This is a genomic window from Micromonospora sp. DT53 (assembly GCF_049841535.1).
Taxonomy (GTDB): domain Bacteria; phylum Actinomycetota; class Actinomycetes; order Mycobacteriales; family Micromonosporaceae; genus Micromonospora.
Window position 1 is genome coordinate 71,317 of sequence record NZ_JBNCKM010000002.1, and the last position, 24,927, is coordinate 96,243.

Annotated in this window: 23 protein-coding genes; 8 read left to right on the forward strand and 15 right to left on the reverse strand. The window is 71.1% G+C overall.

Annotated features, from left to right (window positions below; all coding sequences use genetic code 11):
• The first annotated feature begins 66 nt into the window (after positions 1–66).
• Positions 67–3,363, forward strand: coding sequence for a S8 family serine peptidase (locus ACLQ3B_RS06170; RefSeq protein ID WP_425778173.1), 3,297 nt, complete (start codon positions 67–69; stop codon positions 3,361–3,363).
• 70 nt (positions 3,364–3,433) lie between these two features.
• Here ACLQ3B_RS06170 and ACLQ3B_RS06175 read toward each other — a convergent pair whose 3' ends face one another.
• A complete protein-coding gene (locus ACLQ3B_RS06175) occupies positions 3,434–3,868 on the reverse strand; it encodes a hypothetical protein (RefSeq protein WP_425778175.1) in 435 nt (144 codons plus the stop codon).
• 40 nt (positions 3,869–3,908) lie between these two features.
• A complete protein-coding gene (locus tag ACLQ3B_RS06180) occupies positions 3,909–4,994 on the reverse strand; it encodes a 4-hydroxy-3-methylbut-2-enyl diphosphate reductase (RefSeq protein WP_425779782.1) in 1,086 nt (361 codons plus the stop codon).
• Positions 4,995–5,045: 51 nt separating this feature from the next.
• Here ACLQ3B_RS06180 and xseA point away from each other — a divergent pair, with 51 nt between their 5' ends.
• Positions 5,046–6,290, forward strand: coding sequence for an exodeoxyribonuclease VII large subunit (xseA, locus tag ACLQ3B_RS06185; RefSeq protein WP_425778177.1), 1,245 nt, complete (start codon positions 5,046–5,048; stop codon positions 6,288–6,290).
• Positions 6,291–6,335: 45 nt separating this feature from the next.
• Entirely contained in the window at positions 6,336–6,557 is a 222-nt protein-coding gene (locus ACLQ3B_RS06190) for an exodeoxyribonuclease VII small subunit (RefSeq protein WP_030328827.1), read from the forward strand.
• A 102-nt stretch (positions 6,558–6,659) separates the two neighbouring features.
• On the opposite strand, the gene ACLQ3B_RS06195 is transcribed toward ACLQ3B_RS06190, so the two are convergent.
• Both ACLQ3B_RS06195 and ACLQ3B_RS06200 read right to left on the reverse strand, forming a co-directional pair.
• Positions 6,660–7,505 carry a hypothetical protein gene (locus ACLQ3B_RS06195; protein ID WP_124819564.1) on the reverse strand — a complete coding sequence of 282 codons (846 nt, stop codon included), beginning with the start codon at positions 7,503–7,505 and terminating at the stop codon, positions 6,660–6,662.
• Between the two features lie 208 nt (positions 7,506–7,713).
• The gene (locus ACLQ3B_RS06200; RefSeq protein WP_425778179.1) at positions 7,714–8,361 is read right to left on the reverse strand and encodes a DUF4245 domain-containing protein; all 648 of its coding nucleotides are present in this window, start codon (positions 8,359–8,361) and stop codon (positions 7,714–7,716) included.
• A gap of 159 nt (positions 8,362–8,520) precedes the next feature.
• Here ACLQ3B_RS06200 and glpX point away from each other — a divergent pair, with 159 nt between their 5' ends.
• Together glpX and ACLQ3B_RS06210 are read left to right on the forward strand one after the other, a co-directional pair.
• Complete coding sequence (gene glpX / locus ACLQ3B_RS06205) at positions 8,521–9,552, forward strand: class II fructose-bisphosphatase (protein ID WP_425778181.1); 1,032 nt, start codon at positions 8,521–8,523, stop codon at positions 9,550–9,552.
• Positions 9,553–9,566: 14 nt separating this feature from the next.
• Positions 9,567–10,520: a DMT family transporter gene (locus tag ACLQ3B_RS06210; protein WP_425779784.1), complete on the forward strand. Its 954-nt coding sequence runs from the start codon at positions 9,567–9,569 to the stop codon at positions 10,518–10,520.
• 18 nt (positions 10,521–10,538) lie between these two features.
• Here the strand turns inward: ACLQ3B_RS06210 and ACLQ3B_RS06215 are convergent, their stop codons facing one another.
• The 7 genes from ACLQ3B_RS06215 to ACLQ3B_RS06245 all read right to left on the reverse strand — a co-directional run bounded on the left by ACLQ3B_RS06215 (position 10,539) and on the right by ACLQ3B_RS06245 (position 17,553).
• Positions 10,539–12,200: a hypothetical protein gene (locus ACLQ3B_RS06215; protein WP_425778183.1), complete on the reverse strand. Its 1,662-nt coding sequence runs from the start codon at positions 12,198–12,200 to the stop codon at positions 10,539–10,541.
• A 65-nt stretch (positions 12,201–12,265) separates the two neighbouring features.
• Positions 12,266–13,234, reverse strand: a complete 969-nt coding sequence (locus tag ACLQ3B_RS06220) for an NAD(P)/FAD-dependent oxidoreductase (protein WP_425778185.1) — start codon at positions 13,232–13,234, stop codon at positions 12,266–12,268.
• 106 nt (positions 13,235–13,340) lie between these two features.
• The gene (locus ACLQ3B_RS06225) at positions 13,341–13,994 is read right to left on the reverse strand and encodes a rhomboid family intramembrane serine protease (RefSeq protein ID WP_124819572.1); all 654 of its coding nucleotides are present in this window, start codon (positions 13,992–13,994) and stop codon (positions 13,341–13,343) included.
• A gap of 107 nt (positions 13,995–14,101) precedes the next feature.
• The gene (locus tag ACLQ3B_RS06230) at positions 14,102–14,779 is read right to left on the reverse strand and encodes a transglycosylase SLT domain-containing protein (RefSeq protein WP_425778188.1); all 678 of its coding nucleotides are present in this window, start codon (positions 14,777–14,779) and stop codon (positions 14,102–14,104) included.
• Positions 14,780–15,023: 244 nt separating this feature from the next.
• Positions 15,024–16,439, reverse strand: coding sequence for a PhoH family protein (locus ACLQ3B_RS06235; RefSeq protein WP_425778190.1), 1,416 nt, complete (start codon positions 16,437–16,439; stop codon positions 15,024–15,026).
• A gap of 402 nt (positions 16,440–16,841) precedes the next feature.
• The gene (locus tag ACLQ3B_RS06240) at positions 16,842–17,177 is read right to left on the reverse strand and encodes a hypothetical protein (RefSeq protein WP_030328854.1); all 336 of its coding nucleotides are present in this window, start codon (positions 17,175–17,177) and stop codon (positions 16,842–16,844) included.
• Positions 17,178–17,208: 31 nt separating this feature from the next.
• Entirely contained in the window at positions 17,209–17,553 is a 345-nt protein-coding gene (locus tag ACLQ3B_RS06245) for a hypothetical protein (protein ID WP_124819580.1), read from the reverse strand.
• Positions 17,554–17,817: 264 nt separating this feature from the next.
• On the opposite strand from ACLQ3B_RS06245, the gene ACLQ3B_RS06250 reads away from it, so the two are divergent.
• The 3 genes from ACLQ3B_RS06250 (at position 17,818) to otsB (ending at position 19,669) form a co-directional block, all read left to right on the forward strand.
• Positions 17,818–18,261 carry an XRE family transcriptional regulator gene (locus ACLQ3B_RS06250; protein ID WP_124819581.1) on the forward strand — a complete coding sequence of 148 codons (444 nt, stop codon included), beginning with the start codon at positions 17,818–17,820 and terminating at the stop codon, positions 18,259–18,261.
• A gap of 162 nt (positions 18,262–18,423) precedes the next feature.
• Positions 18,424–18,777, forward strand: coding sequence for a hypothetical protein (locus tag ACLQ3B_RS06255; protein WP_425778193.1), 354 nt, complete (start codon positions 18,424–18,426; stop codon positions 18,775–18,777).
• 67 nt (positions 18,778–18,844) lie between these two features.
• A complete protein-coding gene (otsB, locus tag ACLQ3B_RS06260) occupies positions 18,845–19,669 on the forward strand; it encodes a trehalose-phosphatase (protein WP_425778195.1) in 825 nt (274 codons plus the stop codon).
• 42 nt (positions 19,670–19,711) lie between these two features.
• Here otsB and ACLQ3B_RS06265 read toward each other — a convergent pair whose 3' ends face one another.
• The 4 genes from ACLQ3B_RS06265 to ACLQ3B_RS06280 form a co-directional block, all read right to left on the reverse strand.
• Positions 19,712–20,482, reverse strand: coding sequence for an isoprenyl transferase (locus tag ACLQ3B_RS06265; RefSeq protein ID WP_425778196.1), 771 nt, complete (start codon positions 20,480–20,482; stop codon positions 19,712–19,714).
• 31 nt (positions 20,483–20,513) lie between these two features.
• The gene (locus ACLQ3B_RS06270; protein ID WP_425778198.1) at positions 20,514–21,656 is read right to left on the reverse strand and encodes a geranylgeranyl reductase family protein; all 1,143 of its coding nucleotides are present in this window, start codon (positions 21,654–21,656) and stop codon (positions 20,514–20,516) included.
• A gap of 238 nt (positions 21,657–21,894) precedes the next feature.
• Entirely contained in the window at positions 21,895–22,740 is an 846-nt protein-coding gene (locus ACLQ3B_RS06275) for a hypothetical protein (protein ID WP_425778200.1), read from the reverse strand.
• Positions 22,741–22,777: 37 nt separating this feature from the next.
• Positions 22,778–24,622, reverse strand: a complete 1,845-nt coding sequence (locus tag ACLQ3B_RS06280) for a phosphoenolpyruvate carboxykinase (GTP) (RefSeq protein ID WP_425778202.1) — start codon at positions 24,620–24,622, stop codon at positions 22,778–22,780.
• Positions 24,623–24,927: the final 305 nt, after the last annotated feature.

Consider the following 24,927-nt stretch of genomic DNA (forward strand, 5'->3'; position numbering starts at 1 on the left):
ACGAAAGATTCTGCTCACCCGAGCGCCCTTCTCAGAGGGGCCCTGTTCTCTGGAGGTAAAGAGAACGTGAGCAGACTCCGAAACCTGAGCCGGCGCACCTCAGCCGCGCTCTTCGCGTCGGTCCTGGCGGCGAGTGCCATGACGACAATGGGTGGTGCCGCCACCGCGGCCGCCGCTCCCGCCACCACACCTGACGCTTCCCCGGCCACCGCCGCCGAGACGCTGGGCGCCCACGACGCCAAACTGCTCAGCGAGGCCCGCGCCAAGAAGGCCCCGACCGTCACCCTGATCGTGGCCACCGCGAGCGGTGCGGCCGGGGACGTCGCCGACAGCCTCACCAAGCTCGGCGGCACGGTCAGCCAGCGGCAGGACCGGGTCGGCTTCGTGCTGGCCAAGGTCCCGACCGACCGGGTCCTCAAGGCGGCGCGGCTGCCCGGCGTCTCGGCCGTCGACCTGGACGAGGTCATCCAACTGCCGGACCCGACCCCCGAACGCACCCCCGCCGGCACCGCCGGCGCGCGCCAGGCGACAGTCGGGGCGCCGGGAGCGACCACCCAGGCCGACAACCCCTACATGCCGACGAACGAGACCGGCGCGGTGGCGTTCACCGCTGCCCACCCGGAGTGGGACGGCCGGGGCGTCACGATCGGCATCATGGATTCCGGTGTGGACCTGGCCCACCCGGCGTTGCAGCAGACCACCACCGGCGAGCGCAAGATCGTCGACTGGGTCACCGCGACCGATCCGCTCGAGGACGACACGTGGCGGCGGATGCAGGCCGAGGTCGCCGGCCCCTCGTTCACCATCGCCGGCGGCACCTGGACGGCGCCGACCGGCGCGTACCGGTTCAACCTGTTCAGCGAGTCCGTCACCACCGCGAGCGACGCCCGCGGTGACGTCAACCGCGACGGCGACACGACCGACACCTGGGGTGTGCTCTACGACCCGACCACCAACAACATCCGGGTGGACGCCAACCAGAACCTCAACTTCACCGACGACCCGATCATGCGGCCGTACAAGGAAAAGTACGACATCGGCTACTTCGGCACCGACAACCCGGCGACGCCGGTCGCCGAGCGGCAGCCCTTCGTCGTCGAGTTCCGCAAGAACGTGAACACCACGCCGATCGGGCTGCCCGGCACCTACGACTACGTCAACATCGGCATCGTCGAGAGCACCCACGGCACCCACGTCGCCGGCATCACCGCCGCCAACGACATGCTCGGCAACGGGGCCTTCGACGGCGCCGCGCCCGGCGCCAAGCTGGTCTCCGCCCGCGCCTGCTCCTGGGGCGGCGGCTGCACCGCGGCGGCCCTCACCACCGGCATGATCGACCTGGTGGCCAACCGTGGCGTCGACATCGTCAACATGTCGATCGGTGGCCTTCCGGGCCTGAACGACGGCAACAACGCGAGGACGAACCTCTACAACGAACTGATCGAGACGTACGGCGTGCAGTTGGTCATCTCGGCCGGCAACTCCGGCCCGGGCCTCAACACCGTCGGCGACCCGTCCGTCGCCAGCAACGTGATGAGCGTCGCCGCCAACATCAGCAAGGACACCTGGCTGGCCAACTACGGCTCGGTCGTCAAGAAGAAGAACGCCCTGTTCAACTTCTCCTCCCGTGGCCCGCGCGAGGACGGTGGCTTCAAGCCGAACATCGCCGCCCCCGGCTCGGCCATCTCCACCGCGCCGACCTGGCAGCTCGGCGCGCCGGTCCCCGAGGCCGGATACGCGCTGCCCCCGGGCTACGCGATGCTGAACGGCACCTCGATGGCATCCCCGCAGACCGTCGGCGCGGGCGCGTTGCTGCTGTCCGCCGCCAAGGCCACCGACCGGGGCGTCAGCCCGGCGGCACTGCGGCGGGCCCTGTTCAGCTCCGCCAAGCCGATCGCCGACGTGCCGACGTACGCGCAGGGCTACGGCATGGTCAACGTGCCGGGCGCCTGGCAGCTGCTGCGCCAGGGCGTCGAAACCCGGTCGTACGTCTCGGACGCGCCGGTCTGCAGCCCTCTGTCGGACCAGCTGACCATCTGGAACGGTGTGAAGTTCGTGCCGAACCCGGGTCGGGGCACCGGCGTCTACAACCGCTGCGCCGCGTCCACGGGCGGCCACAAGATCGGCCAGAGCAAGACCTACCCGGTCAAGATCACCCGCACCAGCGGCCCGGCCGGCACCATCAAGCACGACATCACGCTCCAGGGCAACGACGGCACCTTCAAGGCACCGAAGACCGTCGCGTTGCCGCTCAACAAGGCCGTCACCATCAACGTCACCGCCAAGCCGGCCACCGAGGGCGCGCACGGCGCGATCGTGCGGATCGACGATCCGGCCACCAACGTGGTCGACTTCGAGGTGTCCACGGTGGTGGTGGCCTCGAACGACGTGAAGAAGCCCACCTTCTCGTACGCCAACGAGGGCTCACTCGACCGGAACGGCTTCACGTCGTACTTCGTCACCGTGCCGGAGGGCGCCAAGGCCCTCCAGGTGAACCTCTCCGGAATCGCCACCGGCTCGCAGACCCGATTCATCGCGATCAACCCGTTGGGTGTGCCGGTGGAGGCCACCACGAGCACCGTCTGCTACACCAACTTCTCCGACGTCAACGTCTGCAAGCCGCAGGAACGTGACTACCAGAACCCGCTTCCCGGGGTCTGGGAGATCGAGGTGGAGTCGCGGCGGACGTCCCCGGCGCTGAACAACCCGTTCAAGCTCCAGGCGCGGGTGCAGGGCCTGACTGTCGAGCCTGCGCTTGTCGAACTGCCCAGTGTCGAGGCCGGCGAGCCGACCCCGGTGAGCTGGAAGGTCACCAACGCCTTCGGCCCGGTCTCGGTCAGCGGTCGCAGTGGCGCGCTGACCGGTGTGCGCACCGAGCGTCCGACCATCACCGAGGGCGGCCCCAACCAGGAGTGGACCGTCGAGGTTCCGGCGGGTACGTCGACGTTCACCGCCCGGATCGGCAACCCCGCCAACGCGGGCGCCGACCTGGACCTGTTCGTCTACCTGGGTGCCACCGAGGTCGGCCGGGCCGCCGACGGCGACTCGGAGGAGGCGGTCACGCTGACCAACCCGCCCGCCGGCACCTACCGGGTGGTGGTGGAGCCGTACGGGGTCGACGGGCCGGGGACCAGCACCGCCTACGACTACTACGACGCGTTCGCGTCCGCGTCGCTGGGCACGATCACCGCTCCGGCCGTCGCGGTGCCGCTGATGAACGGCGAGTCGGCCACCATCACCGGCACGGTGACCGCGGTGGCGGTTCCGACCGACGGGCGTCGGCTCTCCGGTGAACTGGCGATCGTCACCAGCGAGGGTGCGATCGTGGGACGCGGCAACGTGTCCATCGGTGCGGTGAGCTGATCCGCTCGTAACACCGGCAGGAGCCCGTCCCCACGTTCGGGGGCGGGCTCCTGCGTTTCCTCACGCGTGGTCAGGACCGGTGGGCGGCCGTGACGACGAACGGGGTGCCCTGCTGGCAGGTGCTCATCATGCCGGCCTCCACCCGACCGGTGACCTCGACCCGCGCGCCCGGCCTCAGCAGGTCACGCGGGCCGCCGAGCAGCAGGTAACCGTCGAGCAGTACGCAGTTGGGCTCCACGCCGCCCTGCAGGGTGCCGCTCAGGGTGGTGGCCCCGACGCCCGGCGGCGTGCTCGGGCCGCCCGGTTTCGGAGTCTTCACGCCGGACGGTGTGGTGGGGGCGGCGGTCTCTGGCGAGGCGGTCGGGGCGGGCGTGGGCTGGCTGGTCACCGGCTGCGCTCCCGTCGGTGTCGGGGTGGGTGTGCCGCCCGCGCCGCCCTGGCTGCCGCAGGCGCTCAGCGCCACGCAGAGGGCCAGCGCGGGTACGGCGAGCCGAAGAGTCCTCATGCCGAATCTGACGTACGCCGAGCGCTGTTCGTTCCCGTGCTCAGCCGCGCGCCGCGGCGGCCTTCATGTCCCGCTTCAGCTCCTGCGGAAGCGAGAACGTGAGCCGCTCGTTGGCGGTGGTGATCTCCTCGACGTCGGCGAAGCCCCGGGCGGCGAGGTGGACCAGCACCTCCTGGACCAGGTCGTCCGGGACGCTCGCGCCCGAGGTCAGGCCGACCGTGGTGGCCCCCTCCAGCCAGGCGTCGTCGATCTCGTGCGCGAAGTCGATCAGGTGACCGGCGCGGGCGCCGGCGTCCAGGGCGACCTCGACCAGGCGGACCGAGTTGGAGGAGTTCGTGGAGCCGACCACGATCACCACGTCACAGTCGGCGGCGATCTCCTTGACCACGTGTTGCCGGTTGGAGGTGGCGTAGCAGATGTCGTCACTGGGCGGGGACTGCAACAGCGGCAGCCGCTGCTTGAGCCGGGCCACCGTCTCCAGCGTCTCGTCGACCGAGAGCGTGGTCTGGGAGAGCCAGACCACCTTCTCCGGATCACGCACGGTGATCTTGTCGGCGCCGTCCGGGCCGTCCACCAGTTGGATGTGCGCGGGGGCCTCACCGGCGGTGCCGATGACCTCTTCGTGCCCCTCGTGGCCGATGAGCAGGATGTCGTAGTCCTCGGCCGCGAAGCGTCGCGCCTCGTGGTGCACCTTGGTGACCAGCGGACAGGTAGCGTCGATCGCCTTCAGCGAACGCGCCTTGGCCTGCTCGTAGACCTCCGGCGCGACGCCGTGCGCGGAGAAGATGACGGTGGCGCCCTCCGGCACCTCCTCGTTCTCCTCCACGAAGATCGCGCCCTGGGCCTCCAGGGTCTGCACCACGTGCTTGTTGTGCACGATCTGCTTGCGCACGTAGATCGGGGCGCCGTAGAGCTTCAGCGCCTCCTCCACGGTCTGCACAGCGCGGTCGACACCCGCGCAGTAGCCGCGGGGCTTGGCCAGGAGCACGCGCTTGCGGGTCTCAGTCACCACCCCATCGTACGTGCCACAGTTCCCATCACCACCGGACCACAACCCCCACCCCTCTGCGTTGATCATGAAGTTATTGCTCCGACACGCCGACCCGGGAGGCAATAACTTCATGATCGACGGGCCGGGTGAGGGGGAGGTCCGTGGGGAGGTCCGTAGGGTGGGCGGGTGAGCGACGGTGGGCGGGTGGGGAGCGGCGGCGGGGGCGGCGGGGCGAGCAGCGCTGAGGAGCCTTGGCCGGTACGGGTGGTCAGCCAGAAGGTCGGAGCCTGGATCGCCAAACTGGGCTGGGTGTGGGTGGACGGGCAGGTGGCACAGATCAGCCGCCGCCCCGGAGCCAGCACTGTCTTCCTCACCCTGCGCGACCCGTCGGCCGACCTGAGCCTGACCGTCACCACCAACCGGGACGTCCTGGACACCGGCGCGCCGGAGCTGCGCGAGGGTGCCCGCGTGGTGCTGCACGCCAAGCCGGAGTTCTACGCCGCCCGGGGCACGCTCAGCCTGCGGGCCGACGAGATTCGCCAGGTGGGGCTCGGGGAGCTGTTGGCCCGACTGGAGAAGCTCAAGAAGCTGCTCGCCGCCGAAGGGCTCTTCGACCGCGCCCGCAAGCGTCGACTGCCGTTCCTGCCCGGCCGGATCGGGCTCATCACCGGTCGGGCGTCGGCGGCGGAACGGGACGTGCTGACCAACGCCCGACGGCGCTGGCCGGCGGTGGAGTTCCGCACGGTCAACGTGGCCGTGCAGGGCCCGTCCGCGGTGCCGCAGATCGTCGACGCGCTCAAGGTGCTGGACGCCGACCCGAGCATCGACGTGATCATCATCGCCCGGGGTGGTGGCGGCATCGAGGACCTGCTGCCCTTCTCCGACGAGGCGCTCTGCCGCGCGGTGTTCGGCTGTCGTACGCCGGTGGTCAGCGCGATCGGCCACGAGACGGACGCGCCACTGATCGACTACGTCGCCGACGTCCGCGCCTCCACGCCTACCGACGCGGCCAAGCGGGTAGTCCCCGACCTCACCGAGGAGGTACGCCTCATCGGTCAGGCCCGGCACCGCCTCGAACGGGCGGTACGCAACCTGGTCGACCGGGAGACGCACCGGCTCGACGGGCTGCGTTCCCGGCCGGTGCTGGCCCGACCCCAGGTGATGGTGGAGCATCGGGCGACGGAGCTGACCGCGTTGCGTCAGCGGGCCGGCCGCTGCCTGGAGCATCGGCTCGCCGCCGCCGAGGACGACCTGCGGCACACCCTCGCACGGCTGCGTGCCCTCTCCCCCGCCGCCACCCTCGATCGGGGGTACGCGATCGTGCAGCGCGCGGACGGCCACGTGGTCCGCGCGGCGGCGGAGGTCGGCAAGGGCGACCCGCTGCGGGTACGACTGGCCGACGGCGAGCTGGCCGCCACGGTCGATGGCTGAGTGGCGACGCGGCGCGGCGGGGAGTGGTGTGCTGAGATGAACGCGATGACTGACGACACGAAGGCCGGGCCGGACGAGCGGCTCAGTTACGAGCAGGCCCGCGCCGAGCTGGCCTCGGTGGTGGAGCGGTTGGAGGCCGGCGGCACGTCCCTGGAGGAGTCGCTGGCGCTCTGGGAGCGCGGGGAGGCGTTGGCGGTGATCTGTCAACGCTGGCTGGATGGTGCGCGGGCGCGAATCGACGCCGCGCGGCAGGAGCCCGCTTCCTGAGTCCAGCCGGGCGACTGGAACCGCCACCGGGGGCACTGGAACCGCCACCGGGGTGACCGGAACCGCCGGGTGGGGCGGCCGGAGCCGCCCCACCCGGGCACGTCAGTTGAACAGGCTGTACAGCTCGGCCGGCGCCTCGACGACCTGGTCCGCCGGCGGCTTCTGGGCGGCGGTGGCGGCACCGTAGTCGGAGTACGTCATCTTGACCTCCTGGGCGGCGGTCTGCCCGGCGGCCGGCAGCTGCAGCACCAGCTCGCTGAGACGGCCCTGCGGGTCCACCTTCGCGGTGAACGGGACGGTCTTCGCCTGGGTGCCCAGCGCGGCGATCGTGGCGGCGTTCAACGAGCCCGCCTCGGCGGCCTTGGTGACGTCGATGGTGCCGGCGTACGCGCCGGTGCCGGTGCTGCGGACCTCGGTGATGCCCTGGGTGAGCACCGCGCTGCCGGCCGGGTCGACCTTCTCGAAGTCGAAGCCGAGGCTGCGGTTGCCCTTGATCCGGTTCTGGTCCAGGTGCTGGTACTTACCGAGGTTGAGCTGCTTGATGGCGGGCAGGCTGTCGGCGGTGGGCCCGGTCAGCTCCAGCTTGACCCAGCTGTCCGGCTTGAAGTGGATCACGTCGAGCTTCATCGCCAGGTCGGACGAGGGACCACCGATCGCGACCTTCATCGCGGCGCTCTGGCTCGGCTGGTGCACCAGCCCCTCCGCCGTCGAGCCGGCACCGGCGAGGGTGAACCGGAAGTTCCCGTTGCTGATCTCCTTGGTGGAGTCGAGCAGGGCCTGCTTGGCGTCGCCCGCCACCGGGGCGCCGGACGGGCTCGCCGTGCCGGACGCGGTCACCGTCGGGGACGGCGTCGAGCCGGCGGTGCCGGTTCCGCTGGCGCAGGCGGCCAGTGCGGGCGTGATCAGAGCGGCGGCTACCAGGCCGGCGCCGAGTCGTCGAACAGTCATACGTGTCTCCCAAGGGGGTCACCCGACGACCTGGACGGCGCCGGAAACTCCGGCGACGCAGCAGCACCGTCGGCTGCGTCGCGCGATCCGGGCCGAACAGTGCGCCCGGATCACGCCTTCCTTGTTCCCTGTCGACGCGTCGGACAATCACCCTTCGGTCTGGTTGCCCAGATTTGGCGCGTGCGGGACCACCGATCACCGGGTCCGGTCAGCGCAGCGAGCCGGCCAGTTCGCGGAGTTCGTTGTCCCGGGCGTCGCCGACGACGATCACCGTGCGGGTCGGCTCCAGCAGGACCAGGGCCTGTTGGTTTCCCCGGGCCGTGTAGAGCTGCCAGGTGCGCCCGGCAAGCTCGGTGGGGCCCTGCGGCTGGCCCTGACTGGTCAGCTCGGCGGGCAGCAGGCGGTCCGCCGGGACGCTGCTCTGCAGCAGTTGGACCCCCCTCCCCTCCGGCGTGAGGTAGCCGAGTCGCAGGTTCGCCCCGCCCTCGACGGTCTGGTAGCGGGCGCTGACCGTCGTCCAGTCGGAGCCGAGCCCCTGCGGCTGGCTCACCGGAAAGACGTTCGCCGACCGGGCCTGCTCGATGGCGGGCGCCGGATCGACGGTCGTGGCCTGGTCGCCACCGAGGAATCCCCGGTAGAACGCCAGCAGGAGCGCGATAGGGACGAGCAGCACCAGCAGCGAGATCGCCATGTCCTTCGGCGACCGCTCGGACTTGGCGGCCACCACCGGCGGCCGTGTGGTCGGGGCGGTCGCGGCGGGCTCACCACCGCGGCCGGCGGGGACGTCGGCCGGCGGCTGGCCGTCGGGCGGCGTGCGGTCGGCGGGTACGCGGTCGGCTGGCTGTGCGGGTTCCACCCCGTTATCTTCGCAGCCGCCCGACCGGCGGTATCCGGGCCATCACCGCCCCGCGCCGACGCCCGGTCGGCCATCGTGTGAGGATCAGCGACAAAGCCGGCAGTGGGGGCCTCCCCGCCGCCGGTCGTCCCCGCACCGTCGCGAGGAGGAGTAGCCGTCATGACGAACACCAGGACGCGGATCCCACAGGATCTCGACCGAAACCTTGCCCTCGACCTGGTCCGGGTCACCGAGGCCGCGGCGATGGCCGCCGGCCGGTGGGTCGGTCGGGGCGACAAGGAGGGCGGCGACGGGGCTGCCGTCGACGCGATGCGCAAGCTGATCAACTCGATCCAGATGCGCGGTGTGGTGGTGATCGGCGAGGGCGAGAAGGACAACGCGCCGATGCTCTTCAACGGCGAACACGTCGGCGACGGCTCGGGCCCGGAGGTGGACGTCGCCGTCGACCCGGTGGACGGCACCACCCTGATGAGCAAGGGCATGCCGAACGCCGTGGCGGTGCTCGCCGTCTCCGAGCGGGGTGCGATGTTCGACCCCAGCGCCGTGTTCTACATGGAGAAGCTCGCCGTCGGGCCGGCGTACGCCGACGTGATCGACATCAACGCCGGTGTGGCCGAGAACCTGCGCCGGATCGCCAAGGTCAAGGGCACCGACGTCTCCGAGGTGACCGTCTGCGTCCTGGACCGGAGCCGCCACGACGACCTGGTCGCGCAGATCCGCCGGACCGGAGCGGGGATCCGGTTCATCTCCGACGGCGACATCGCGGGCTCCATCGCGGCGGCCCGGGGCGAGTCGGACGTCGACGTCCTGATGGGCATCGGCGGCACCCCGGAGGGCATCATCTCCGCGTGCGCGTTGAAGTGCATGGGCGGTGCGATGCAGGCCAAGCTGTGGCCGCAAGACGAGCAGGAGCGGGAGAAGGCGATCGCCGCCGGGCACGACCTGGACCGGGTGCTGGGCACCGATGATCTTGTCACCGGCGACAACTGCTTCTTCGTGGCGACCGGGGTCACCTCCGGCGATCTGCTGCGCGGGGTGCGCTACCGGGCCGGCGGCGCGTACACCCAGTCGATCGTGATGCGCTCGAAGAGCGGCACCATCCGGGTGATCGACTCGTACCACCGGTTGGAGAAGCTGGCGCTCTACTCGGCTGTCGATTTCGACGGTCGTCCGCTGGCTGAGCAGGAGTGACAACCGCCGACACGGTGACCCCGCAGACCCTGTCGGCCGCCCGCCGGATCACCGGCGTCGCACTGGCGTCGGCCTCCGGGGTCGCGGTGGCGGTGCAGTCGCGCATCAACGGCGAGCTGGGGGTACGCCTCGACGACGGTTTCGCCGCCGCTGTGGTGTCGTTCGGCATCGGCCTGCTGGTGCTGCTGGTGCTGGTCCCCGCGACCGCCGGTGGTCGGCGGGGGCTGGTCGCGACGCGCCGGGCCCTGCGGACGGGCGCGCTGCGGCCGTGGCAGTGCCTCGGCGGAATGTGCGGGGCGTTCCTGGTGGCCACCCAGGGGCTCACCATCGGCGCGTTGGGCGTGGCGGTCTTCACCGTGGCGGTGGTCGCCGGCCAGACCGGGAGCAGCCTCGCCGTGGACCGGGCCGGGATCGGGCCGACCGGCAAGCAACCGATCACCCGGCAGCGGCTGGCCGGCGCGGTGCTCACCGTGCTGGCGGTCGGCCTCGCGGTCGGCGACCGACTCGGCGACCCGGGCGCGCTGGCGCTGGCCCTGCTGCCGCTGCTCGCCGGGGTGGGCATCGCCTGGCAGCAGGCCGTCAACGGCCGGGTCCGGGCGGCGGCCGACAGCGCGTTGACCGCCACGCTTGTCAACTTCGCCGTCGGCACGGTCACCCTCCTCGTCGCGTTCGCGATCGACATCGCCGTACGCGGCTGGCCCGGCGGCCACCTGCCGACCGAGCCGTGGCTCTACCTGGGTGGCCCGATCGGCATCGTGTTCATCGCGATCGCCGCCGCGATCGTGCGGTTCACAGGCGTGCTGCTGCTCGGCCTGGCCACCATCGCCGGGCAGATCGTGGGCGCCGTCCTGCTGGACCTGATCCTCCCCACGGCGGCCTCGCACCCCGGTATCAACACCCTGCTCGGGGCGGCGCTGACCATGGTGGCCGTGCTGATCGCCGCGCTGGCGGCACCCGCTCGCCGCTGACTTCCACCCGTGGGCCGCTCAGTGCGGCGGCAGCTGCGACGGGTACGGCGGGTCAGGCACCGCCGGCGGGCCGGGCGGGTAGGGCGGGTAGGGCGGGTACGGCTGCTGGTAGGGCGGGCGCGGTGGGTACCGGCGCTCGAACGCACGGGCCGGGTCGACCAGTCCGGCGATCCGGATTGCCAGCAACACCCCCGGTACCGCGCCCAACAGGGCGAGCGCGACCGCGAACCGGGTCTGCGGCGGAGTGCCGTACAGCCAACTGATGAGCGGCAGCCCGGACAGGAGCGCGGTGAACAGGAACCCGGCCAGTGCCCACCCGACCCATCGCCGAAGTGCGCCCTGGTAGGACGCTCGGACCAGCAGGGCGGTCGCGGTCAGGACGCCCAGCGGCACAACGACGAACAGCAGGGCCAGGAACGTGCCGGTGTCGTCGTTGCGTTCCCAGACCGCGGCCAGCATGATTCCCGCGGACAGCATCGAGGCGCCGCCGGCGAACCCCCACCAGCGCGGACCTTCACCACGGCGGATCGCCAGGTGCCCGGCGAGCGCGGTGACCGTGCAGCCGAGGGTCAGTGCGAGCGCGACGGCGAGCAGTAGATCCAGCTGGCGTTCGCTCGCTCCGCCGCCCTCCAGGGCCGCCGGATCTTCCGTCGAGCCGAGATACTCGGCGCCCAGGAAGCCCTCCCGCTGCCACTCGCCGTCCGGCTGGCGGTGCAGGAAGCCATCCCGACCGTTCGCGACCAGCACCTCGTGACCTCCGCCGGCGGCGGGAAACACGAGCAGCTCGCGGGAGGCGAAGTGCCGGCGGATGTCTCCCGGGTTCGCGGAGCGGCGGGCCAACTCCTCACGCCGCGCGTCCGACACCTCCCAGGCCACCTGCCAGGTCGCGCCCGCGTCGTCGCTCTGCTCCACCCGCAGGTGGTGCACGACCGTCCGGTAGCACCGCTGCGGCTCCGTCGGCACGCACGCCCGCCGTTGGTCAAGATCCTGGCTGGACAACAGCTGCTCCTCATCGAGGCTGGCTGGTCGCCAGGTGGTCGCGCCGTCGCGGATCGACCACCGGCCATCCCTGGCGCTCGTCGGCCAGGCGGTGATGTCGGTGCTGGAGCCGACCGAGATCGCCGGACGGCCGTCGAGCAACGTCGCGCCGAGCGCGTAGGGGTAGTGGACCGCGCTGGTCGCGGTCACCGCCAACAGTGCCGGTGGCAGCACCAGCAGCAGCCGGACCAGCCGGGCGGTCCGTTGGCGCACCGGGCGGCGACGCGCCCGCGTCCAACTCCACCAGGCCAGGCCGAGCGCCGGCAGGGTGAGCAGGTCGGTCCAGTCGGCCCGGACCAGCGACGGCCCGGCCAGCGCGGTCCAGGCCGAGGAGGCGAGTTCGGCGGCGTACCCGCTGGATTTGACGACCACGAACCCGGCGCCCACCGCGACCAGGCCGGCCAGCGCGGCGGCCCGGGCCGGCAGCCGCGGCACCAGGAGGGTCAGCAGCACCGCGACAAGCGGTGGGGCGAGCACCAGGCCGGCGACGTCGCTCAGCTTGCCGGTCACCAGGCCGGGGAAGGCCGCCTTCAGCACATGGTCGTTGACCGGCAGCAGGACCAGCGCGATCAGGGTGACGGGGTGGCAGAGCCAGGAGAGCGTGGTGGGTGCGCCGTCCTGGGGTGTCGCGGAACCCGTCATCCCCTCAGGATCCGGTCGACCCGTCTCGATCCGGACTCGGGTCGGTCTGGGTCCGATACCGACGCTCAGCCGGCGTCGGAGGAGTGCCCGGGGAAGAGGTGTGCGCTCGGGTCGATGGCCACTGCCGCGTTGTTGACCGCCGTCGCCGCCTCACCGAAGCCGGTGGCGATCAGCCGGACCTTGCCCGGGTACTCGGTGATGTCGCCCGCCGCGAAGACCCGGGGCAGGTTGGTGGCCATCGCGCTGTCCACCAGGATGTGCCGGCGGTCCAGCCGTAGCCCCCACTCGGCGAAGGGGCCCAGGTCGGCGGTGAAGCCGAGGGCGGCCACCACCGTGTCCACCGGCAACGTCTCGGTCGCGCCACCGCGCACGGTCACCTCGGCGCCGGTCACCGCGCCGTCCCCGAGCAGCCGGGTGACCTCGGCGTTGACCACGACCCGCACCGGCAGGGAGAGCACCCGGGCGACCGACGAGGCGTGGGCCCGGAACTTCTCCCGTCGGTGCACAAGGGTCACCGACCGGGCCAGTGGTTGCAGGGCCAGCGCCCAGTCGAAGGCGGAGTCGCCGCCACCGACGATCAGCACGTCCCGACCGGTCAGCTCGGTCGGCTCGGTCACGAAGTAGACGATCCCCGAGCCGGGGGCGCCGTCGGCGCACGGCAACGGCCGAGGGCTGAAGCTGCCCAGCCCGCCGGTGACCACGACCGCGCCGCAGCCGAGCTGCTCACCACCGGCCAGGCCGAGCACCGGGCGGCCGTCGGCGTACGCGAGCTTCTCCGCCCGGGTGCCGAGCAGGTACTGCGGAGCGAACGGGGCCGCCTGGGCCACCAGGTTGGCCACCAGGTCACGGCCCTTGACCGCGGGGAAGCCGGCGACGTCGAGGATCAGCTTCTCCGGGTACATGGCGGTGACCTGGCCGCCCGGCTCGGGCAGGGCGTCGATCACCGCCACCGACAACCCCCGGAACCCGGCGTAGTACGCGGCGAAGAGGCCGGCCGGACCGGCCCCGATCACGGCGACATCGACCTCGCGCATGGCGTACCGTCGCTTTCCGCTTACGGATCAACGCGTGCTGATCCCGACCGTAGGCGGGCGACAACGGTCGGGCAAGCACGTCCCAGAGGCGCGCCGAAGAATCGCCTCAGGGCAGGCTGAGCGTCGAGCCCGAGTAGTCCGGGCCATCGACGGCCGGTCGTCGCCGACGGAACAGGATCGCCGCCACCACCCCGCCGAGCAGGCCGAACAGGTGGCCCTGCCAGGAGATCCGCTCGTCGGTGGGGAGGATGCCGACCAGCTGCCAGCCGTAGAGCAGACCCACCAGGAGGAAGACCGCGAAGTTCCACCAGCTGCGCTCGATGATGCCCCGGGTGAGCAGGATGCCCAGGTAACCGAAGATGACGCCGCTGGCGCCGACCACCACCGAGTTGGGTGAACCGGTGAACCACACGCCGAGGCCGCTGACCAGGATGATGACAAGTGTCGACCAGAGGAACCGGCGGGTGCCGGCGGCGAGGACGAACGTGCCCAGCAGGATCAGCGGAATGCTGTTGCTGTAGAGGTGGTCGAAGCCGTGGTGCAGGAACGGGGAGAAGAAGACCCCGTCCAACCCGTCGATGCGTTGCGGGATGATGCCGGCGGTGGCGTCCAGGCCGAACGCGAGCCCCTGGTCGACAGCCTCGATGAGAAAGAGGAACGGGACCACCGCGCACATGGCGACGAACGCCCGGCCGAGCGCGGCGTAGAACGCCTCGGTGCCGAACCGGTACGGGTCGCCGCTTGACGGGTGCAGGGTCACTCCACAACTGCTATCAGCAAAAGCGGCCGACCGCCACTCACGTTCCGTCCGGAGTACGCGCGAAGGCGGGGCGAGTGGAGAGCCACCTGCCCCGCCTTCGGAAGCCGTCAGTAGTGGTTGTTGTTCTGGAAGAACCTCCAGGCACCGCAGGGCGTGTCGTACCTACCCTTGATGTAGTTCAGCCCCCACTTGATCTGGGTGGCCGGGTTGGTCCGCCAGTCGGAGGCGACCGTACCCATCTTGCTGCCCGGCAGGGCCTGTGGGATGCCGTACGCACCGGACGAGTTGTTGGCGGCCTTGTGGTTCCAGCCGCTCTCCTTGGTCCAGAGCTTCTCCAGGCAGGGGAACTCGGCGATACCGAAGCCCTTGGCGATCATCAGGGCGCAGCCGGTCTTGCGGTTGCCGCTGTACTCCGCGCAGGACGCCGGGATCGGCCCGTCGTACGGCTTGGCAGGCGCGTTCGCCGCCGCGCGCTCGCGCTTACGGGACGCCGCGGCAGCCTCGGCTCGGCGGGCCCGCTCGGCGGCCTCCTTGGCGGCCTGCGCCGCCCGCAGCTTGGCCTGGTACTCGGCGGCCCGCTGCTTGGAGGACTGCACCTGGTGGGCGGCCTGCCGCTCACGCTGCCACGCGAGGTCGGCTCGATCGACCTCGACGCTGACCTTGTCGGTCAGGCCCTGTTGCTGGGTTTCCCGGTCTTCGCCCAGGTAGAAGCCACCGGCAACGCCCACGGAGAGCAGCGCCACAGCAGCCGTACGGGCGCCCAACCGGCTCCACAGCCGACTCACGAAGTGGTCCCTTCGTCGGGAGCAAGGACGTGGCGCGGCGCGGCCCACAGGTGGGCCGTCAACCGTCCACGAGCGTCCCGACCGGTTGCCGGTCGCGCCGACGCACCGACCTTCGCCGATGCCGTCCGTCTCGGGACGCTCGTGGGACACGATTGCGCACAGTGAGGCTGATGGGAAACCAACCAGGCGATTTGTGATCTGCACCACAAGTAAAATGCGGTCAAACTATCCCATAACCCACCGGTTACAGCGGGATGTCCTCCAGAAGGTCCGTGACCATCGCGGCGATCGGCGACCGCTCCGAACGGCTGAGGGTGACGTGCGCGAAGAGCGGATGACCCTTGAGCGCTTCGATGACAGCCGTCACCCCGTCGTGCCGGCCGACCCGCAGATTGTCCCGCTGGGCCACGTCGTGGGTGAGCACCACCCGGGAGCCCTGCCCGATCCGGGACAGCACGGTCAACAGCACACCGCGCTCCAGCGACTGGGCCTCGTCCACGATCACGTAGGCGTCGTGCAGGCTGCGCCCCCGGATGTGGGTCAGCGGCAGCACCTCCAGGATGCCCCGCGAGGTGACCTCCTCCAGCACGTTCTCGTGCACCACAGCGCCGAGCGTGTCGAAGACCGCCTGGGCCCACGGCGACATCTTCTCCGACTCCGAACCCGGCAGGTAGCCCAACTCCTGGCCACCGACCGCGTACAGCGGGCGGAACACGATCACCTTCTTGTGCCGGCGGCGCTCCATCACCGCCTCCAGCCCGGCGCAGAGCGCCAGCGCCGACTTGCCGGTGCCGGCCCGGCCGCCCAGCGAGACGATCCCGATCGCCTCGTCCAACAGCAGGTCGAGAGCGATCCGCTGCTCGGCCGAGCGGCCGTGCAGCCCGAACGCCTCCCGGTCGCCCCGGACCAGACGCACCGACTTGTCCGGCAGCACCCGACCGAGCGCGGAACCACGCCCCGAGTGCAGCACCAGACCGGTGTGGCAGGGCAGCCCGGCCGCCTCGTCGAGGTCGAGCGTCTCGCCGGCGTACAACTGGCCGATCTGCTCCTCGCTCAGCTCCATCTCCGACATGCCGGTCCAGGTCGGGTCGCTGGCCTGGCCGTGCCGGTACTCGTCGGCGCGCAGACCCACCGAGGCCGCCTTGACCCGCAGCGGCATGTCCTTGCTGACCAGGGTCACCTCCCGCCCCTCGGCGGCGAGGTTCAGTGCGACGGAGAGGATCCGGGCGTCGTTGCTCTCGGTGCGGAACCCGGGCGGCAGGACGCCGTCGTCGGTGTGGTTGAGCTCCACCCGCAGGGTGCCGCCGACGTCGTTGGCGGGCACCGGGCGGTCGAGGCGGCCGTGCCGGACCCGCAGGTCGTCGAGCATCCGCAGCGACTGCCGGGCGAACCAGCCCAGCTCCGGATGGTGCCGCTTGCCTTCCAACTCGGTGATGACCACCAGAGGCAGCACCACCTCGTGCTCCGCGAACCGGTGGAAAGCCGCCGGATCGGAGAGCAGCACCGACGTGTCCAGGACGAAGGCCTGGCCGGCTGGTCGTGGCTCCTTGGGGTCGGCCGGCGCGGCGGCCGCCGAACGGCGGCTCCTGGTGGCGCGGCGGGTCGTGGCAGTCGCGGCCGGGGTCTGGTCGGCACCGGCGGTGGTACGGCGAGTCGTCACAGGCCTGCTCCGACGGATGGGCACCCGCCACCCGTGTTCCGCCTCCTCCGGTGCCCGGGGACACGGGGTCGGATGCGGAACCCCGTGCGCGAGGTCGCAGATCCGGGCGGACCGGCTGGCTCGGGAGAACCCCGTGCCATGCCTAGACGCTAGCCCCGCCGGACCTTCCCGGCTAGGGGCCGAACGTGGATCTCCCAAGACGCGCTCATGACAGCGCGTGCACCAGCCGTGTTCCCCGCGGTGAACGCGGCGGAACCGGCCGGGATGCATGCCCCCTGCGCGCATCCCGGCCGGTGTGGGGCCACCGTCACCGGTCTGACGTGACCCCGACGGTGCGTGTCCGCCGCGGACGACGCACCGCGTTCGTGGCGCCGGCCGGCGGGCGGGACCCGCCGACCGACCTCAACCGGTACGCCGGACGAGCGTGCCGGTCGGGTGCCGCCCGGTGATCGGGGCGGCCGGCGCGCTGAACGACGAGCCGGTGTACGTGGTGCCGGGGCGGGCGACGGCACCGGCGGAGCGGACCACCCCCGCGGGCGAGACCGACAGGGCCGAGGCGATCGCGGCCTGGGCGTCCCGGCGACGCCGGTTCCAGGCGCCCCGGTCACCGTCGAAGTAGCCCTGCCGGTAACCGAAGCGGTAGCCGATGCGGTAACTCAGTTGCCCGTGCAACCGGCCGGCCGCGTAGCTGGTGGCGCCGAGCACCAGGACGAGGAACACCGCGAGAAACGGGCTCATCGGGCAGCTCCGGCCCAGCCGGGACGCCAGGTCATCGCTCCTCCGGCTCGATCGTGGTGGGGTCGGCGACAAGCAGCCGGTCCAGGTCGTCGGTGCTGACCTCCTCGACCAGCTCGACGCTGATCCGGCAGCCGTCCAGCACGACTTCGGCCACCGAGGACCGGCGGATCTCCCCGCCGGCGTCGTAGACCCGGACGCTCAGCTCAGGGCAGCCGAGATGGGTACGCCAGGCGTTCCACTCGGAACGATCGCCGACGCTCAGCGACAGGTAGCGGCAGCCTCGGGCGAGGTAGAGGCGCCAGGGGGCGGTCAGCCCCGCGGCGACCCCCTCGGCGATCAGCCCGAAGGCCTGGGCGCGGGTGGCGAGCTCGGTCACCACGACCCCCTGGCACCGGGGGCGTGACGCATGTGAGCACCAATCGTCTCATGCACGTGACACACCGTAGATTGTCCCATGGGCGTGACAGTATCAGCTTTTCGTCCGCTTACGTTTGCCACTACGTTCATCTATTCTGCCCGCGTGACACCCCTCAACAGTGGCACTGACTCGTTTACCGGAAATCCGAACCCCTCGTCACGTCCGCGTGACAGTAGCGAGCCGGGGCGCGCACCCGCACTCGGCTGGCCGTACCGTCACGGAGTGACCGAGACGGCCAATGCGCGGAAGATCGCCTTCGCCACCTTCGTTCGGCGGGCCCTGGACGAGGCGCGGGCGACCCGAGCCTGGAGCGGCACCGAGGTGTCCCGGCGCACCGGCGTCTCCCGGCAGACCATCAACCGCTGGGTCCGGGGCGACTGGGCCAGCGACCCGGAGGCCGAGCGGGTGGTCGCCTTCTGCGAGGGCCTGGGGCTGAACCCGGCCGCCGCCTTCGCCGCGCTCGGCTGGGACCGCACCGCGGCCGGCCCCCGCACCGGCCAGCCCGCCCCTCCGATGGACCCCGACGTGGAGGCGCTGCTGCGCCGTCTGGTCGATCCCCAGGTCTCGGACGCGGAGAAGTTCCACATCCGCGAAACCATCAGATATCTCGCATACCGCCCAACGTTGCCGGTCGATGTCCGAAAAAGGGGCAATCAGGCAGGGTAGTTCCTCAGATAGCGAAAGAACGCCTGGTCAGGTTCATTCGTTTGCCTCCGGGGCTGGAACGGGCACGCTAGCGTCCCTATTCGTACTGCTTGGGCTCGTCATCGGCGGGGGGACGGGACAAGGCCGAACCCAGCCCTGCGGGACAGAAGGAGGGGTCTGTCCATGACCCTGAAGTGGTTGGCAGTCGTGGTCGCAACGGTGTCGGTGACACTGTGGGCGACCGGGAACACAGTGACCCTCGCGGTCGACGGCGGGCAGCTTCCGCTGCTCGTCAACCTCTTTGCGCTCACCACCGCCGGCACCGCGGTCGTCCTGGCCGTCGTCGCCGAGCTGCACGAGCGTCTGAACAACCGAATCAGCGCGCTCACCGAGTTCCTGGTGGCACGGCTCAACGACATCGAGAACCACACCGGCGACCGCAACACCGGGTTCGTGGAGGGCTACCTGCTCAGCCACGGCCAGGAGGCGGCGGTGGTGCCGTTCGGTCGGCGCGGACGAGGAGCCGCCGAACGCTGATCGCCCACCGCTGAACGGGTCCGCTCGGCCAGGAATGAGCCTGGATCGCCGGGGTACGCTGACGCGCGTGCCGCCGTTGAATCTGGGCAATCAGCAGCCGAAAACCCCGTTGAACGCCGACCAGGCCTGGCGGATAACCGCCAGCCGGGCGGCCGGGACCGTGCTCTTCTTCGACTTCGACGGAACGCTCGCGCCCGTCGACGACGATCCGAGCGCGGTACGCCCGGCTCCCAAGGCGTTGGCCGCGATCGAGGCGCTCGCCCCGGTCGTGCAGCGGGTCGCGATCGTCTCCGCCCGACCCGTCGAGTTCCTTCGGGATCAGCTCGGCGGGCTCGTCGGCGTGGACCTCTACGGCCTCTACGGCCTGGAGCACAGTCAGTCCGGCGGGGAGACCGTCACCGAACCGACCGCACTGCCCTGGGTGCCGACCATGGTGGAGCTGGCCGACCTGGCTCGGGCGGAGCTGCCGCCCGGCACGCTTGTGGAGTACAAGCGGCTCTCGGTCGCGCTGCACTGGCGTACCGCGCCGCAACTCGGCCCGACCGTGCAGCAGTGGGGGCAGGCGCAGGCCGACCGTCTGGGTCTGCGTTCGCAGGCCGGGCGGATGGTGCTGGAGCTCAAGCCGCCAGTCGACCGGGACAAGGGCATGGTCATCGGCGAGGCGATCAAGGGCGCCACCGGCGCCTGGTACTTCGGCGACGACGTCTCCGACATCAAGGCCTTCGCCGCGCTGCGCGCCCGCGCCGCCGCCGACCCGGACTTCCTCGGCGTCTGCGTGGCAGTGGCCAACCCGGAGACCGGACACGAGGTGGCCAACGCCGCCGACCTGACGATCGAGTCGCCGGCCGCCCTGGGCGACTTCCTCACCCGGGCACTGACCCACCTGCCCTGAACCGACCCTGACCGGGCGGCGACCGACGACGTCGCCGCCGGGTCAGACGCCGTAGCGGCGTTGTCTGGTGGCGTACGAGCGCAGTGCCCGCAGGAAGTCGATGTGCCGGAAATCCGGCCAGTTGAGCTCACAGAAGTAGAACTCCGAGTGCGCGGACTGCCAGAGCATGAAACCGGACAGCCGCTGCTCACCACTGGTACGAATGACCAGATCCGGGTCGGGTTGGCCCCGGGTGTAGAGGTGCTCGGCGATGTGCTCGACGTCCAGCACCTCGGCCAACTCCTCGATCGTGCCGCCGGTGGCGGCGTGCTCCAGCAGCAGCGAACGAACCGCGTCGGTGATCTCCCGGCGACCGCCGTAGCCCACCGCGATGTTGACCTCCGCACCGCCGGTGCGCTCGCGGGTGCGCTCCTCGGCCCCCTTGAGCGCCGCCGCGGTCTGCGCCGGCAGCAGGTCGAGCGCCCCGACGATGCGCAGCCGCCAGGGGTTGCCCTCCTCGGAAAGCTCCACCACCAGGTCCTCAATGATCTTGAGGAGTGGGTCCAGCTCAGCGGCCGGACGGCGCAGGTTGTCGGTGGCCAGCAGATAGAGGGTCACGTGCCCTACGCCGGCCTGGTCACACCAGCCGAGGACATGCTTGATCTTCGCCGCGCCGACCCGGTGACCGTCGTTCGGGTCGACGAAGCCCATCTCCCTCGCCCATCGGCGGTTGCCGTCACACATCACCCCGACGTGCCGGGGCACCGGCTTACCCGCGAGCTTCGCCGTGAGCCGGCGCTCGTACACGGAGTAGATAAGGTCCCGCAGCGTCATCACCTAGCAGCGTAGCGACCCTCCAGCCAGTTCACTGCCTCGGAGCCCCATCCCCGCCGCCCAGACCGATGCCGATCATTGCGAGCGTGCGACCGGTGAGGCGTCCGTCACCCAGTCCCAGCTCGACCACGTCGTAGAACACCCGGTCGTCCCGACCGGCCGCCCGGACTGCGGCGTCCACCACCCGGCGACGCCGGGCCAACCAGGCCGCGACCGAACTGTGCCGCAGGTGGGTGCCGAGGCGGCGGCGCAACCCATGGGCGTAGCGGCCGGCCGCGCCCTCGGGCGACCGGGCCGCCGCCGACCCGGCGAGCGCGCCGGAGAGCAACGCGTAGAAGATCCCCTCCCCGGTGAAGGGATTGATCAGTGACAGCGCGTCACCGGCCAGCAACGTGCGCCCTCGCCCCGGCGTCGGCCGGTGGGTGGAGAGCGGCAGGTGATGGGCGCGCAACGCGGTAACCGTCGCCAGGTCGGTGCCGGGCAGCAGCGCGGCCAGCCGGTCCAGCAGGTACGCGCGGCTCAGCGGCTCACCGCGCAGGACCTCCCCGTACCCGACGTTCGCCCGCCCGTCGCCGATCGGAAACGACCAGGCGTACGCCGGCCAGCGCGCCTTCGACGTCACGATGAGCTGCTCGGGCGGGCCGGGCAGTGCCGGGGCGTACCCCCGGATGGCCAGCGCGAGGTGCCGGTCGGGGTTCTGCGGATGACCGAGCGCCCGACGTACCACCGAGCCGGCGCCGTCCGCGCCGATCACCACCCGGCCGGACACCTGCCCGTCGAGCACCACCCGGTCGGCGCGCGGCTGGACCTGGCGCACGGTGTGCCGGCGCAGCTGCGCCCCGGCGGCCACGGCGGCCGCCACCAGCCGCGCGTCGAAGACCTCCCGAGGCACGGTGTACGCGGGTCGGGGCAGCGCCCGAGCCACCGCTCCGCCACCCGGCGCGATCATGCGTAACGCCGGCAGCGGCGCGTAGCCCGCCACCGCCTCGGTCACCCCCAGCTCGGCGAGCACGTCCACCGAGTGCGCGGCGATCCCGTCACCACACGCCTTGTCCCGGGGAAAGTCGGCCCGGTCCAGCAGCAGCACGCTCGCACCCGCCCGGCGCGCCGTCAGCGCCGCAGCCGCCCCGGCCGGCCCCGCCCCCACCACCACCACGTCGAACTCGTCGCCCACCGCGCGCCTCCCTCCGGCCGACGCGACTGCTCCCGCACCGCCCCGACGATCCGCCCACGCCGACCGTTGTGACCGACGCCACCCCCGCCATCCTGCCCCCTACCCGCCCCTGCGGACCGCGCGGCGCAGCGCGCCGTCCAACCCTCGGCCGTCGATCATGGAGTCGTGGTGGGTCACAGAAGCGGCAAATCCGAGTGCATCGGGCACCACAACTCCATGATCGACACGAGTGTGGGGGTTAGGCCGGGGTGCGGGCGGCTCGGCGGAGGCCGTAGAGGGCCAGGCCGGCGGCCGCGAGCAGGGGGGCGCCGTCGCGGATCAGGCCGTCCACGCCCAGCAGCCACCAGCACAGCGGCAGATCCACGGCGAGTACGGCCACCGTGACGACGACCAGCAGGCCCCGCGCCCAGTCCTTGCCCCGCATCAGGAACGCGGTGCAGAACAGCACCGCGTAGCTGGCCGTGATGCCCGCGCCGAACCAGAACAGCACGGCGGGAACCGCGGTCAGTCGACCATCCAGGATGGAACCCCCGGCCACCAGGGCCGGCACCAGCATCAGTGGGCTGTAGGTGAAGGCCGCCACCCGACTGGTCAACAACCAGGCGCTGGCCTGTGGTCGACGGGGAGGGGTCTCCCGCCAGGAGATACCGTCCCGGTCGATGACGAGGCGCGGACGGTGCCGGACCAGGTGCCCGGCCACCGCCGACGAGCGGTAGAGCAGCCAGACCACAGTTACACAGAGCGCCGTGAGGATGGCGAAGCCGAGCAGGCCGGGCAGCGGCGGCACCCCCTTCCGGGGCACGATGAGCCGGCCGACCGCGAAGATCGTGGTGACCGCGAGGATCAGCCCGAACGGGCGGGCCGCCGTACGACCCCGTCGCACGTGCCCGATCAGCAGCAGGAAGCCGAACGAGCGCAGCATGGCCCAGCCGGTCCGTACGGCCAGCCCGAAGCCCGGCTCCGGGGCGTACCACCAGTTGAGCAGCTCGACCACGACGGTGGCCGCCGCCGTCGTCGCCAGCAGGATGGTGAGCAGCCGGACGGCGGACGGCCGCCGGACCTGGGTCTCGGCGGCCGTCCTCATGGGATCCGACATTGCCCGCGTGGGGCCGTCTTCACACCTAGCGCTGCGGTTGTACGGCGTCCAGGCGCGCACGCAGCGCGTCCAACTCGGCCCAGAGCACGCCGGGCAGCTTGTCACCGAACTTCTCGAACCACTCGGTGATCATCGGCAGCTCGTTGCGCCACTCGTCCGGGTCGACCTTCAGGGCGATCCGAACGTCCTCCGGGGTCATGTCCAGACCCTCGACGTCCAGGGCGTCCGGTGCGGGGACCATGCCGACCGGCGTCTCGACCGCGTCGGCCGTGCCCTCGATCCGCTCGACGACCCACTTGAGCACCCGGGAGTTCTCCCCGAAGCCCGGCCAGAGGAACGAGCCGTCCGGGTCCTTGCGGAACCAGTTGACGTAGTAGATCTTCGGCAGCTTCGCCTCGTCGCCGTCGGTGCCCTTGCCCATCTCGATCCAGTGCCGGAAGTAGTCCCCGGCGTGGTAGCCGATGAACGGCAGCATCGCCATCGGATCCCGCCGGACCACGCCGACGGCGCCGGACGCGGCGGCGGTCGTCTCCGAGGAGAGCGTGGCGCCCATGTAGACGCCGTGCACCCAGTCGCGGGCCTCGGTCACCAGCGGGACGGTGTCCTTGCGGCGTCCGCCGAAGAGGATCGCGTCGATCGGCACGCCGTTCGGGTCGAAGTACTCCTCGGCGAGGATCGGGCACTGGGTGATCGGGGTGCAGAACCGGCTGTTCGCGTGGGAGGACAGGCTGTCGCTCTCCGGCGTCCAGTCGTTGCCCTTCCAGTCGATCAGGTGCGCCGGCGGCTCACCCATACCCTCCCACCAGACGTCGCCGTCGTCGGTGAGGCCGACGTTCGTGAAGACGGAGTTGCCCCGGTCCAGGGTGCGCATGGCGTTGGCGTTGGTCTTCCAGTCGGTGCCGGGCGCGACGCCGAACAGGCCGTACTCGGGGTTGACCGCGTAGAGGCGGCCGTCCGGGCCGAACCGCATCCAGGCGATGTCGTCGCCGATGGTCTCGACCTTCCAGCCGGGGATCGTCGGCTCCACCATGGCGAGGTTGGTCTTGCCGCAGGCAGACGGGAACGCGCCGGCGATGTGGTAGACCCGACCCTCCGGCGAGGTGATCTTGAGGATCAGCATGTGCTCGGCGAGCCAGCCCTCGTCCCGGCCCATCACGCTGGCGATCCGCAGCGAGTAGCACTTCTTGCCCAGCAGCGAGTTGCCGCCGTAACCCGAGCCGTACGACCAGATCTCCCGGCTCTCCGGGAAGTGCGAGATGTACTTGGTGTCGTTGCACGGCCAGGCGACATCCTGCTGGCCGGGGGCGAGCGGGGCGCCGATCGAGTGCAGCGCGTGCACGAAGTCCGCGTCGTCGCCCATGGCCTCGAGGACCCGGGTGCCCATCCGCGTCATGATCCGCATCGAGGCGACCACGTACGGACTGTCGGTGATCTCGACACCGAACATCGGGGACTCGGCCTCGACCGGGCCCATGACGAACGGGATGACGTACATGGTGCGACCACGCATGGAGCCCCGGTACAAATCCGTCATCGTCCGCTTCATCTCGGCCGGCGCCATCCAGTTGTTGGTGGGGCCGGCGTCCGCCTCGTCGACGGAACAGATGTAGGTGCGCTCCTCGACCCGGGCGACGTCGGTCGGGTCGGTGCGCGCGTAGAACGAGTTGGGCTTCTTCTCCGGGTTGAGCCGGATCAGTGTGCCGGCCTCGACAAGCTCATCGGTGAGGCGGCGCCACTCCTCGTCGGAACCGTCCACCCAGACGACCCGGTCGGGGGTGGTCAGTTCCGCGACCTCACGGACCCAGGCGAGCAGTTTCGGATGGGACGTCGGGGCCTGATCGATACCCCGCACAACAGCCGGAGCAACCATGACACATCTCCTTGTGGTCGACGCTGACCGATCTATGGGATGCACGAGACTCGGCGGCGCGATGCGTCGCCTTCGTGGAAACCTGGGATTGGCCTCAGCGTAAACCGGGCAGCCTTCCGAGTCAGTGGGACAGGTTGTGAAGAACTGCACAAGCTACGGCCTCGCTGCGGCATCACGAGCTGATACCCGCTTTCTCGCGCAGTTTCACGCAAATCTTGTTGTGCACCCCGGCGGACGCTTGTTGCGGTCGGGCCGTGGACCTGCCCCGCCGACCGGTGCGGGGATTCCCGTTCCGGGGCGGCTCA